We start from the raw sequence: 13384 nt of genomic DNA on the forward strand, positions 1-13384 counted from the left end.
GGGGCGGACCATACATTTTTATTCACTGCCAATAAGCATAGAACTAGGCTTGAAGATAGAACCACTATGTTTATCGCCATTTTGATTGCTTCCACGAATTTTGGCCCGATAACGATGGTGGAAATAATTAAGGGACACACCCTAATGATACGTCGGCAATGTTATTCCCTGTTTTTCATACAATGCCATTCTTTCTTTATCATCTATAGTCACAGTCCAAATCGTGAAATAATCGGGGTCAACAATCACCTCTCCCGTTGAGTGAAGATAGTATTCTCCCGACTGGGCTTTGTGGACTGATGCCAAATCAGCAGGGATCGTATATATATCATTTTTTGCTCCGCCTAATATAGCTATGACATTTTTATCAATAGCCATCACAGTACCAGCAACTTGCCCCGTCTCAATAACTTGCTGATTTTTATTTACAGCAGTAATACCAACTAATAGTACTTTTCCGACCAACTCATTTGCGGTTAACATCCTTGTTTACCTCCGTTTTTAAATGGTAATCGTCTTTTCTACATGACTTGGCAATCTAGCTTTTATATCCTGAGGAACTAGCAGTAGGTAAATATTCAATATTGTAATGGCACTTCCCATCAGGTAATAGTCGGCAATGAACACACCAACCAATGCTAATAAGTAAGTCCAACCACTATTACCACAGTTTTTCCAACGTGATATCGCAATAGCAATTAACACCCAGAAATTGATGAAAAATAATAATAAAAATAGAAGAATCGCACCAAACCCTATATCATCACTACCGTAATGACTATATTGTGCATAATCATAAATTCTTTTAATTGCTACCGTACAAAATATGAACATGAAAACAGTAGCAATTATGCTATAGCCTAAATAGGCTAATCTCTGCATTTTATTTGTTCTAAATAATAATACATTCGTTATCGTAAGTGGATTGTCACTGTACATTTTAGGAAATGAAGAATAAAAATCCGAAATAGCAGATTGACTCGATGATGCATTAATTTCATTGTCTATAGGAATAAACCCTTGTTCCTGTAGACTCTTTATCTCCTCAATACAGAACTCATCATCCATATTGACTGTCAGTACCACATCATCCTTATACAAAATTTTAAATCTAGCCATTACTACTATATCCCAACACAACTATAATTATTCATTTATATAGAATATTTATATAATTATGACATAGATCACAATAGCCGATACTTTGGAATCTCATCTGCTTCCAAATAATTTACGCCTGTTGCACATATTACATATGCCCAAGCTAGCGAAAGCATGAAAACACGCATAAAAAAACCGAGCCATTCGACCCGGTTTTTCATATTCACTCACTAATAAAAGTTAGCATTCATTAATCGCATTACGAACTCGCTTATCCGATACAGGATAAGGTGTTCCCAATTGCTGGGCAAAGAAGCTAACGCGAAGTTCTTCGATCATCCAACGAATTTCCTTGACGTTATTTGGAATTGGCTGGCCTTTAGGGATCTTATTCAGCAACTCTTTATAGTCTGACACGACTGACTCGATCTTCAGAATATGCATGCGATCTTTATTAGGATCAATCGGCAGCTTTTCCATGCGGCGCTCTATCGCTCGCATGTAACGCAAGATATCAGGCAGGCGACGCCAACCGCACTCTGTCGCAAAGCCTTTGAAGATCAACCCTTCAATTTGTGCCTTGATATCAGAAAGCGCGAACGCCATGCTCAAATCAATACGCCCCTTCAGACGTTTGTTGATATTAAACGCCGTGGTTAAGATCTCTTCGACCTGCTTGGCTATATCAACAACCGTATCACCAAGCTCTGCACGGACATGCTCTTTAAGCCCTTCAAAATGCTCAGGCTCCCATACCAAGCCGCCTTTTTCTTCTATTAGTTTATCCACACCACAGGCAATACAGTCATCAATCAAATCCAAAACACGACCGTAAGGGTTAAAGTAGAGGCCCAGTTTCGATTTGTTCGGCAAATTAGCATGCAGGTATTTGATTGGAGAAGGTACATTCAACAGAATCAAACGACGTTGGCCTTGCTGCATTGCCGTTCGCTGCTGCTCTTCGGTTTCAAACAACTTGATTCCCACTGAGTCTTTATTATCGACAATCGCCGGGTAGGCTTTTACTTCAAAGCCCCCTCGCTTTTGCTGATAACGTTCCGGCAATGCACCGAAACTCCAGGTCTTCAACCCTTCCTGCTCAATATCATCATCGGCAACTTGAGACAGTGTCTGTTGAACCTTCTCTTTCAAACCGTCTTTAAGACTATAAATATCTTTGCTTTCGCGGATCTTTCGGTTGCGATGGTCAACAACGCGATAGGTGATCTTGAGGTGATCGGGTACCTGCTCCAGATTCCAGTCCTCGCGCATAACTGTCACACCCGTCATGCGCTTGAGCTCTTTCTCGAGTGAATCCAAAAGCGGCATCGCCATTGATTCAGCACGGGCCAAGAAAGCATCGGCATAGTTTGGTGCAGGAACGAAATTACGACGTACGGGCTTAGGCAGCGATTTAATCAACGCAACCACCAGCTCATGACGCAATCCCGGGATCTGCCAGTCGAAACCATCGATATCAACCTGGTTAAGAATTGGCAATGGCAAATGCACCGTTACACCGTCACTATCCTCACCTGGCTCAAATTGGTAACTCAGCTTGAGCTTCAGGCTACCTTGATGCCAGAAGTTCGGATAATCCAAGTCTGTCACATGACTGGCATCACCTTTGAATAGCATATCGCGTTCGAAGTTGAGCAGCTCTGGCTCAGTCTTGCTGGCTTTCTTCCACCATGTATCAAAATGACGTCCAGATACCACCGATAGGTCGATACGTTGGTCGTAAAACTCAAACAGCGCATCATCGTCAATCAGAATGTCGCGACGACGAGATTTATGCTCTAGCTCTTCAACTTCTTTTAGCAACTTACGGTTTTGTTGGAAGAACTTATGCTTAGTTTCCCAATCGCCTTCCACCAGCGCCGAACGAATAAATAGCTCTCGAGACAGCACAGGATCGATCTTGCCGTAGTTGACCCTGCGTTTGGCGACAACAGGGATCCCGTACAGGGTCACTTTTTCAAAAGCTGATACTGACGCCGGTTTCTTTTCCCAGTGCGGTTCACTATAACTGCGTTTTAGCAGGTGCTCGGCCAGCGGCTCTACCCACTCCGGCTGAATCTTCGCGGCAATACGCCCCCATAAACGAGACGTTTCAACCAACTCGGCAACCATCACCCATTTCGGCTGTTTCTTGAAAATCCCCGAACCAGGAAAAATATTAAAACGGGCATTGCGTGCGCCCTGATATTCATTTTTCTCCTGATCCTTAAGACCAATATGCGACAACATGCCAGCCAGCAAGGCGGTATGAATACCATCATAACTTGCTTCCTGCTGGTTCACCCGCAGTTCCAACTCTTTGACTACTTGGTTAACTTGGAAATAGATATCCTGCCATTCACGCACACGCAGGTAGTTCAGATAATCCTTCTTGCACTGACGACGGAATTGATTACCCGATAACGCTTTTTGCTGTTCCTGAACATAATCCCACAGATTCACAAACGTCACGAAGTCTGAGTCTTTGTCGTAAAAACGGCGGTGTTTTTCATCTGATGCTTGCTGCTTGTCCATCGGACGCTCGCGCGGATCCTGAATAGACAGCGCCGAAGCAATAATCATAACTTCACGCAAGGCGCCGTGCTTAGGTGCTTCAAGAACCATGCGAGCCAAACGCGGGTCAATAGGCAGACGAGCTAGCTGGCGGCCAATTGCCGTTAGTCGCTTACGTGGGTCCTGAGCTTTGGCATTGATTGCCCCCAATTCTTCAAGGAGGCGAACACCATCTTGAATATTGCGGTTATCCGGCGCTTCAACAAACGGGAAGGCCTGAATATCGCCCAGACCAATTGCCGTCATCTGAAGAATAACCGATGCCAAGTTGGTACGTAGAATCTCAGGATCGGTAAACTCAGGACGGGACAAGAAATCCTCTTCCGAGTACAGACGAATACAGATACCTTCGGCAACACGGCCACAACGGCCCTTACGCTGATTGGCGCTCGCCTGAGAAACACGTTCAATAGGCAGGCGCTGTACCTTGGTTCGGTAGCTGTAACGACTGATCCGGGCGGTACCCGGGTCGATCACATAGCGGATACCCGGTACGGTCAATGATGTTTCGGCAACGTTGGTAGACAAGACAATGCGACGACCCGCATGTGTCTGGAAGACCCGATTTTGCTCACTGGCAGACAAACGAGCATACAGCGGCAGTATTTCGGTATCACGCAACTTACGCTTTTCCAACGCTTCGGCAGTATCTCGAATTTCACGCTCACCGTTCATGAAAATCAGGATATCACCCAAGCCCTCTTCGCAAAGCTCGTCTACCGCATCGAAAATGGCCTGAAGCTGATCGCGATCACTGTCATCGCTATCTTCGTTTATCGGGCGATAGCGCACCTCTACCGGGTAAGTTCGGCCGGAAACTTCAATAATCGGGGCGTTGTTAAAGTGCTTAGAAAAGCGTTCAGGATCGATTGTCGCCGATGTAATGATAACTTTCAGATCCGGGCGCTTCGGCAATAACTCCCGTAGGTAGCCCATAATGAAGTCAATATTCAGACTACGTTCGTGGGCTTCATCGATAATGATGGTATCGTACTGATTCAAAAAACGGTCATTTTGGATCTCAGCCAGCAAAATACCGTCAGTCATCAACTTAACTTGGCTGCGATCAGAAACCTGATCATTGAATCGTACTTTATAGCCGACGTAAGAGCCCAATTCGCACTCAAGCTCTTCGGCAATTCGGGTAGCCACGGATCGGGCAGCAAGGCGACGAGGCTGAGTGTGGCCAATCATGCCCTTGGTACCCAAGCCTAATTCAAGGCAGATTTTTGGCAACTGGGTGGTTTTACCCGAACCCGTTTCACCAGCAACAATCACCACCTGATTATTTTTAATGGCCTCGGCGATATCGTCTTTTTTCTGGCTAACAGGAAGCTGCTCGGGGTAATTAATCGCCGGACGCTGTTGAGCACGCATCTCTGCAGTACTGATCGACTTGGCAATATCTAGCGCAATCTCGTCAAAAACTGCGTGTTTGGCCTGCTCTTTCTTGATTCGGGATGCACCCTGAATACGCTTACGCAGACGGAACTGGTCGCGCAGCATACACTCATCGAGTGCGGCATAAAGTGTTTTTTCGTTATTTAACACGTCATTTTGAGAGGGGGTTGACTGAGTCAAGGCTATTCCTGATGTTTCAATATCAAAATCTTTGCAAATTCTACCACATTCTTCCGGCTTCACGCAGTTTGCGTCCTAACTCAGTGAAAAATCGGTTCTTCTACTAGAGGTATTCCCCTACCCCTACATAATTTAATAATCAGTTTGCATAATCAATAACCCTTTCTCCATTGTCGATCCCCAATTGCAGCAGTACCCTTAGAGTATAAATAAACCCAGAGGGAATAATAAATGAAAAAAGCCCTACTAGGCACCATCCTCGCCAGTAGCATCGCCTTCCCAGCCTTTGCCGCTCAACCTGTACAGCTTTCTGTGCCAGGCAACAACCTACCGGCAGGTGATGTTCACGGTTTTCGCGCCTCGCTATTCTACGGTCAAACACCGTCAGTAACCGGTTTCCAGCTGCCAATTCTCGGCCTTGCTGAATCTAGCCAATTCAAAGGGCTTAGCGTCGGGGTTCTATTTGGTGCCAACCGCGTGACCAATGATTCTGTTGGTGCAAAATTCGGCCTTGCAAACTGGAACGACAATCGAGCAACAGGGGCTGATATTGGCTTCTTGAACTATACGGGCAACCAATTCACTGGCTTGCAATTTGGTACGGTAAACTATGCAGGCAGCCTCAATGGGGTGCAGTTCGGGTTCATCAATGCAACCGACCATATCAATAAAGGTGTGCAAATAGGCCTGATCAACTACGACAAATCGGGAACATTTGTCAGCAAAAACCTCCCTGTATTCCCTATCATCAATGCGCGCTTTTAATTAGCTATTCGCCCCTTTATCTGCTTCCTAAATTCAAACGGAGCCAGTACCGGACAGACCCCCTGTCCGGTACTTTTATTTACTTACACCCATTGCTATGCTCCACTTCGCACAAACCACCGTATATTGATGTAATACCCAACTAACCATATACAACATAAAATACGTGCCATTAGTCCCGTATTCGGAACTCTTGTTTCAACACAATGTCGAAATTTATAACTAAGTAAACCGAGGCAAAGCATGTTCAATAAATTGCGTTCAATATTCCGTCAGGTCATGCTCGAAGGAAGCGATGGCGGGGCTGTCGATACGCCTTCACTTCATTTGGCAATGGCTTGCCTGCTTTGTGAAGTGGCCAATGCCGACCATGATGAAGATCCAAGAGAAACAAAGGCTAAACAACATCAGTTAGTCCATTTGTTGGGTGTTGACGATGCTCAGGCGAGCCAGTTACTCGCTATGGCTCAACGCCAAAGCAAGCAATCCGTCTCATTGTATGAATTTACCACCAAGCTGCGCTCGCTCCTGCCCGAGCAGCGCTACGCACTGATTGAAGCCATGTGGCAAATTGCCTACGCCGATGGCGTGCTAGATCCAATGGAAGAAGCCGTGATCCGCCAGGTTGCAGAGTTGATCTACGTTGATCATGCCGAGTTTATTCGTGCTAAGTTAGCGGCTCAACCCGCCCCTAACGTTTTGCCTAAAGAATAACTCGTCGGGCAGCCAATTGGCTGCCCGACTCCCATATTAACGCACATCAATCGTACGACTTGCTTTGCGGTACTGAACCTTCCATCCCTGCCAGCGCGGTAATTCCCAACGCTTGGGATCCGCCTTTCGCCCACCACTTTGATACACGGCAACCACCAGCTTACGGCCAATATGGTATTCGACAGCCATCGTCAGATCATTGAGTTTTACTTGATACGGAAACTCACTGTCAAAGTCTTCCCGCTCCCATTGCGGGATCCCCTCAAACACAAATTCATCAGCACTAAATAAAGCCAGATCGTCCTCTGACTCAACACCTAACGTCTCAATCTGTTCAGTAAGCCATTGCTTGGCGTCAACAACCGTCGCGGGACGGGTACAAGCTTCCGGTTGATAGCGCCCCAGAGCCAAATAGAGGTTCCATTGGTGAATATCAGCCCTTACCCGTTCAGCCAACCCTTCCAGCAACAAGCCATCCCACACCATTTCAAGCAATGCACGAGCGGCGCTCTCCCCTTCCGGAGACTGCCAAGAGGAAGAAATCACCCGACCGGCATAGACCCGCCGATGCTCGACCCTGATACCCTCATCCGTAGCGATGGAATCACCAAGCACAGTTTGAGCCATATCAAGTTCGCAAATATAGCCCAACGGCACAGGAGCCATACATGTAGCCAAGACCAGATTTTGTTTCAGCCCTTTTTTCCCGGCCAAAGCAAACTGATCAAAAATAATGGCCGCCTCTGCGTCATCGGCAAAGCGGCTATCTCGCCCAATACTCACTTCCGCATAGCCATTACCCAATGCTTGGCGACGCTTTTCCCGCCTGACGTACACTAATTCAGGAGCCGCTTGCATGACCGCTTTTAGCCAAGGTTCTCGCCGCACTGTCGTGGCCACATCCAAGTCTGGCAATTGCAGTGCTTCTCGCATTTGTGTCGATAGCATCTGCGCTTCGGCCAAGGTGGCTTTGTCGACATCCAGCCATTCAGGAAGGCTATCATGATCCGTTATTCTGACCATTTTGATCAAAGCCATGGCATCACAATGGCACGGTTCCCATTTCGCTAATTTCTCGCAAGTTTCCTCATTGCCGGGCGGAGTCCATATTTTTTGGTAAACACTGAGCGATGCCGCCAAATCAACCATCGCCTCTCGGCTGGCCTTGTCCGGCATGGCTGTAATCAAGTGGGCAAACAAGGTATCAATCGGCAATGGATAGAGAATACGACCATGCTCTGTCACCTCGCCTTGTGGATCAATGGCCATCATCTGCTGCAACTTTTCGCTTGCTGCTGCCAGCGATTTATCGGGCACGGAATCGACAAAAGGCAACGCATCCAACCGGTATCCGCTACAGGCAGCCGCCAGCATGGGTTCAACCAGCTCCTCGCGCTGCAATTCAGGCGGGGTGATCAGTTCAAGCGGTGCCGCCTTACCATAGAGCCTCAAACACAAACCATCAGCAACACGACCTGCACGTCCCTTGCGCTGCTCTGCACTGGCGCGCGAAATAGCATGCACCCCTAACACGGTACGGCCATTTCGTTGATGGGTACGCCGCTCAAGACCAGTATCAATAATCAAGGTAACACCGGGAATCGTCAGCGAGGTTTCCGCAACGTTGGTCGCCAAAATAATCCGCTGCTTATCGCTAGGAGTCAGCGCACGTAGCCTTTCTTGATCCGATACCGAAGAGTGAAGCGCAATAACATCCACAAGGCCCATCTCAATTTGATCACGAAGTGCCTGCCCAAGCATGGCGGAACACTGACTGATCTCCTTACGACCGGGCAAGAACACCAAGATATCCCGATGCGACTGATAATGTTCAAGCAGTACTTCTTTGACACGGCTCTCGATATGTCGGGCCTCAGGCATATTGCGGCTATCCGATGCCAAATGGCGAACATCAACATGGAACTGACGTCCCTCAGCACTCAGACAGCGTCCTCCTAAGTATCGAGTCAGGCGTTCGCTGTCCAACGTTGCGGATGTCACCACCAGCCGGTGGTTATCTAATGTCTTGAGCATCGCCAGCAACAGGTCTGTATCCCAACGACGTTCATGGAACTCATCGACAATAACCGTTTTGAAATCCGCCAGTCTGTTTTCCGTCATCCAGCGCAGAGCAACGCCAGGGGTAACAAATACCACTTGGGTTTGCTCACTAAAGTAATTCTCAAAACGAATCGCATAGCCCACACTGTCCCCGACCGCCTCGTGGCGTTCTGCAGCCACAAACTCAGCCAAGGAACGGCAGGCAACTCGACGGGGTTCAACCACCAGCACCCGGCCATGTTCCGCAGCCCATACAGGCAATCGTGTTGACTTACCCGAACCGGTCTCTGCGGTAACAACAAGATGGTGTTGTGATAAATGGGTCAGAAATGCTGTTCTTAACGAATCAATAGGCAGGGTCAAAGACATAGATGAATGAGCTTTATCAATAATAATGGCGATATTGTGACAAGAATTGCCTCAAATCGCCATTACATCATCGCTACACGCAGTATTCACCACTACGTTCCGGCTGGTATACCACATCTAGAATCTCAATGGTGCGCTCATTTCCATCGGGCATTGGCCATGACAATTGCTGCCCGACAGAAAGTCCAAGCAAAGCGCTACCGATTGGGGCAAATATAGAAATCTCATCATTGGTTTTTACCTCATGAGGATAAACCAATTTTTTCTGTATCTGTTTTTCATTACCAATAAATTTAAAGATAACTGTCGAATTCATTGTGACAACATTATCTGGAATACACTCTGGTTCTACAATATTTGCACGGTCAAGTTCATCCTCTAGCCTGATAAGGGCTTCAGGAAGCGACTTCATGTTCTCTAGCAACGCATAAATACGTTCTAAATCAATAGTTGAAACAAAAATAGAGCTATTGTCAGACATAAATTATCCCCAAAATAGAAAACCGCCTGAAAGCAGGCGGCAGGTCCTTATAAAATTCTGATAAAATAATAGCTAACCGTTGCAGCTCTTATTTATTACTGTCGAAAAGCAGCTTGGAATATCACTGTAATCGAATATTCGCTGATAATATGCCAACAACATCACAGAATTAATTTTTATTTATTTTTCTGAAATTAACGATGGGAATAACATTAGCCTATATTCAAGATAATTACAAAATTTAAATATCTAAAATGAATGACGTAACATTTTTATTGGCATTATACAAAAATAAGCTCAAATTATGACAATTCCATTATTCCTATAGTTTTAACCGTTGCCTCAATAACAGCCGTGGGGCAGTCCACCAAGTCGTTCAAAGCGAATCCATAACGACCCTCGCTATCAATGAACTCTCCCCCCCCCCTCAGAAACAACCCAACCTTAGAAGCGCCTCCAAAGTAACAACACCGCAGGCCAATATGGCAGAGCTCTCCTTTGGGCGTGATACATACCGATATTAATTACCCAATAAAATGACGGATTATTGAACCATACCGAGTAAAACTCCACCCTTTTTGTCATAATCTTTCATAAAACGTTGACATTTACCGGCAACTCCCTAGCCTTACACCATCATTCCATCGAGGCAATCGTCATCATGAGCCACAAACACATTTTCAATCCTGAATTGTGGGATGAAGTCCCTGGTTTTGACTTTGAAGATATCACTTACCACCGGGCCAAAGCACACGGCACCGTGCGTATCGCTATTAACCGTCCTGACTGTCTGAACGCCTTCCGCCCTAAGACAGTAGATGAACTGTATACGGCACTTGACCACGCTCGCCAATGGTCTGACGTAGGTTGTGTCCTACTTACAGGTAATGGCCCATCTGAAAAAGGCCAATGGTCATTTTCATCCGGCGGCGACCAACGTATTCGTGGTAAAGACGGCTACAAGTACGAAGGTGAAGAAGCTGGTACTGCCGATGTGGCTCGTATGGGTCGACTACATATCCTTGAAGTACAACGTCTTATCCGCTTTATGCCTAAAGTTGTCATTGCCGTTGTACCAGGCTGGGCGGTCGGTGGCGGCCATAGCCTGCACGTTGTTTGTGATCTGACCTTGGCGTCAAAAGAGCACGCCATCTTCAAGCAGACAGATCCGGACGTTGCATCATTCGACTCTGGTTATGGCTCGGCATACCTAGCTAAAATGATCGGTCAGAAACGCGCCCGTGAAATCTTCTTCTGTGGCTTCAACTATAGCGCCCAGGAAGCCTACGAAATGGGGATGGTCAATAAGGTCGTCGATCATTTTGATCTAGAAGAAGAAGCTCTTCGCTGGGCGAAAGAAATCAACAGCAAATCACCAACAGCCATGCGCATGCTTAAATACGGTTTTAACCTGCCTGATGATGGCTTAGTTGGTCAGCAACTTTTTGCAGGCGAAGCCACTCGTCTTGCATATGGTACTGACGAAGCGCAAGAAGGCCGCGATGCCTTTTTGGAAAAACGTGACCAAGATTTCAGTAAGTTCCCTTGGCACTACTGATTGCTGACAACACTGCAGTTTATTCAACGCCCGCTTATGCGGGCGTTTTTGTATCTATGCATAACAGATCAGCAGCCGCCAAGAAAGACAATAATTAAACAAATACACTCAAATTAAATTACATAAAACCCATATTTAAAAACAAATCTAACAACTGGCATTCATCGAATCTCCACCGATCATCACAATAGTCAGACAGCCGATAAACACCCCAACCAAAGAAACCAACCACAAACAAGACCCATACAAAAAACCAAAGCAAAACCACCAAAAGCAACAAATGCAAAACAAAACAACAGTTACCATGTTAACGACCGTAAAAATTGACATGAAAATATGATCCAATTCGCGAAATTTCTGCTGATTACCTTTGAATATTCAGCACGGTAGATCTACGATTACCGCCTGTATGGAATGCTTCCATTTGTCCCCTAAAAAACGAAACAGAGCCTATTGCATGAACAACAATAAACGCCCTCTTTATATCCCTTACGCAGGCCCTGCGTTACTTGAGACCCCCCTGCTAAATAAAGGAAGTGCATTCTCTGTCGAGGAACGTATGTTCTTCAACCTCGAAGGCCTGCTCCCAGAAGCCATCGAAAGTATCGAAGAACAGGCTGAACGTGCTTATCAGCAGTACATGAAATTCGAAAATGACATGGACAAGCACATCTACCTACGCAACATCCAAGATACCAACGAAACCCTCTTTTACCGATTGGTCGAAAACCATATCACCGAAATGATGCCAATCATCTACACCCCGACAGTTGGTGCTGCTTGCGAAAACTTCTCTAATATTTACCGTCGTGGTCGCGGCCTGTTTATCTCATACCCGAACCGCGACCGTATCGAAGATATGCTTAACAATGCTTCTCGCCACAACGTAAAAGTTATCGTTGTAACTGATGGCGAGCGTATTCTGGGTCTTGGCGATCAGGGCATCGGCGGTATGGGTATTCCTATTGGTAAGCTGTCACTATACACCGCCTGTGGTGGTATCAGCCCGGCTTACACCCTACCCGTTGTTCTTGATGTCGGCACTAACAACCCACAGCGCCTTTCTGATCCTATGTACATGGGCTGGCGTCATCCTCGTATTACAGGGCAAGAATACGACAACTTCGTTGATGACTTCATTCAGGCAGTTAAAGAACGTTGGCCTGATGCACTAATTCAATTTGAAGACTTTGCTCAAAATAACGCAATGCCGCTGTTGGAGCGTTACAAAAACAAAGTTTGCTGCTTTAACGATGATATTCAAGGCACGGCTGCAGTAACCGTTGGTTCTCTACTTGCTGCATGTAAAGCTGCAGGTAGCCGTTTGTCAGAACAACGCGTGACTTTCCTTGGTGCGGGCTCTGCCGGCTGTGGTATCGCCGAAGCCATTATTGCGCAGATGGTTTCTGAAGGTATTTCAGATGCTCAGGCACGCAGCCAAGTCTACATGGTCGACCGCTGGGGCCTGCTTGTTGACGATATGCCAAATCTGATCAACTTCCAGAAGACATTGGTTCAGACGCGCGAGAAAATCAACGAGTGGGAAACAGAGGACAACAATATCTCCCTGCTTGATGTGATGCGCAATGCCAAACCAACCATTTTGATCGGTGTATCTGGTGTTCCTGGCCTATTCAGCGAAGAAGTTATCCGTGAGATGCACCAGCACTGCGAACGTCCGATTATCTTCCCGCTATCTAACCCTACCAGCCGTGTTGAAGCGACACCTGCAGATTTGATCCGCTGGACAGATGGTCATGCCCTTGTTGCTACAGGTTCACCATTTGAGCCAGTAATCCATAACGGTAAGACGTACCAAATTGCCCAGTGCAATAATAGCTATATCTTCCCAGGTATTGGTCTTGGCGTACTCGCGGTTGGTGCGCGCCGCGTAACAGATGAAATGCTAATGGAAAGTAGCCGTGCGTTGGCTGAATGCTCGCCAATGGCAAAAGATGGCAAAGGCCCTCTTCTTCCGCCACTAGAAGAAATTCAGAATGTCTCTCGTCATATCGCCTTTGCCGTTGCAAAGAAAGCTGTAGAGCAACGTAAAGCGCCGAAAAACTCTGACGAACGTATTAAAGAGAAAATCGACGATAACTTCTGGAGTTCAGAATACCGCCGCTACAAGCGTACCTCTTTCTAATCCACTCATAATAGGGCTCCATTATGGGAGTCAT

The 13384-nt window shown here is 46.5% G+C and carries 9 protein-coding genes; 4 read left to right on the forward strand and 5 right to left on the reverse strand.

What is annotated here, in order from left to right; genetic code table 11:
• Positions 1–141: 141 nt before the first annotated feature.
• The 3 genes from ABT56_RS21485 to hrpA form a co-directional block, all read right to left on the reverse strand.
• Positions 142–483, reverse strand: a complete 342-nt coding sequence (locus ABT56_RS21485) for a hypothetical protein (protein ID WP_047880974.1) — start codon at positions 481–483, stop codon at positions 142–144.
• 18 nt (positions 484–501) lie between these two features.
• Positions 502–1119 (reverse strand): DUF805 domain-containing protein, encoded by a 618-nt coding sequence (locus ABT56_RS21490; RefSeq protein WP_047880975.1) that lies wholly within the window; start codon positions 1117–1119, stop codon positions 502–504.
• Between the two features lie 222 nt (positions 1120–1341).
• Positions 1342–5226 (reverse strand): ATP-dependent RNA helicase HrpA, encoded by a 3885-nt coding sequence (hrpA, locus tag ABT56_RS21495; protein ID WP_276203193.1) that lies wholly within the window; start codon positions 5224–5226, stop codon positions 1342–1344.
• Positions 5227–5487: 261 nt separating this feature from the next.
• Here hrpA and ABT56_RS21500 point away from each other — a divergent pair, with 261 nt between their 5' ends.
• Together ABT56_RS21500 and ABT56_RS21505 are read left to right on the forward strand one after the other, a co-directional pair.
• The gene (locus tag ABT56_RS21500) at positions 5488–6021 is read left to right on the forward strand and encodes a hypothetical protein (protein ID WP_047880976.1); all 534 of its coding nucleotides are present in this window, start codon (positions 5488–5490) and stop codon (positions 6019–6021) included.
• Between the two features lie 243 nt (positions 6022–6264).
• Positions 6265–6735, forward strand: a complete 471-nt coding sequence (locus ABT56_RS21505) for a tellurite resistance TerB family protein (protein WP_047880977.1) — start codon at positions 6265–6267, stop codon at positions 6733–6735.
• Positions 6736–6771: 36 nt separating this feature from the next.
• Here the strand turns inward: ABT56_RS21505 and ABT56_RS21510 are convergent, their stop codons facing one another.
• Both ABT56_RS21510 and rnk read right to left on the reverse strand, forming a co-directional pair.
• Entirely contained in the window at positions 6772–9165 is a 2394-nt protein-coding gene (locus ABT56_RS21510; RefSeq protein WP_047880978.1) for a helicase-related protein, read from the reverse strand.
• 73 nt (positions 9166–9238) lie between these two features.
• Positions 9239–9646, reverse strand: a complete 408-nt coding sequence (gene rnk, locus ABT56_RS21515) for a nucleoside diphosphate kinase regulator (protein WP_047880979.1) — start codon at positions 9644–9646, stop codon at positions 9239–9241.
• A gap of 661 nt (positions 9647–10307) precedes the next feature.
• Here rnk and ABT56_RS21520 point away from each other — a divergent pair.
• Entirely contained in the window at positions 10308–11204 is an 897-nt protein-coding gene (locus ABT56_RS21520) for a 1,4-dihydroxy-2-naphthoyl-CoA synthase (RefSeq protein WP_047880980.1), read from the forward strand.
• 457 nt (positions 11205–11661) lie between these two features.
• The gene (locus tag ABT56_RS21525; protein WP_047880981.1) at positions 11662–13350 is read left to right on the forward strand and encodes an NAD-dependent malic enzyme; all 1689 of its coding nucleotides are present in this window, start codon (positions 11662–11664) and stop codon (positions 13348–13350) included.
• The last annotated feature ends 34 nt before the right edge of the window (positions 13351–13384 follow it).

This window comes from Photobacterium aquae (assembly GCF_001029445.1).
Lineage (GTDB): Bacteria > Pseudomonadota > Gammaproteobacteria > Enterobacterales > Vibrionaceae > Photobacterium > Photobacterium aquae.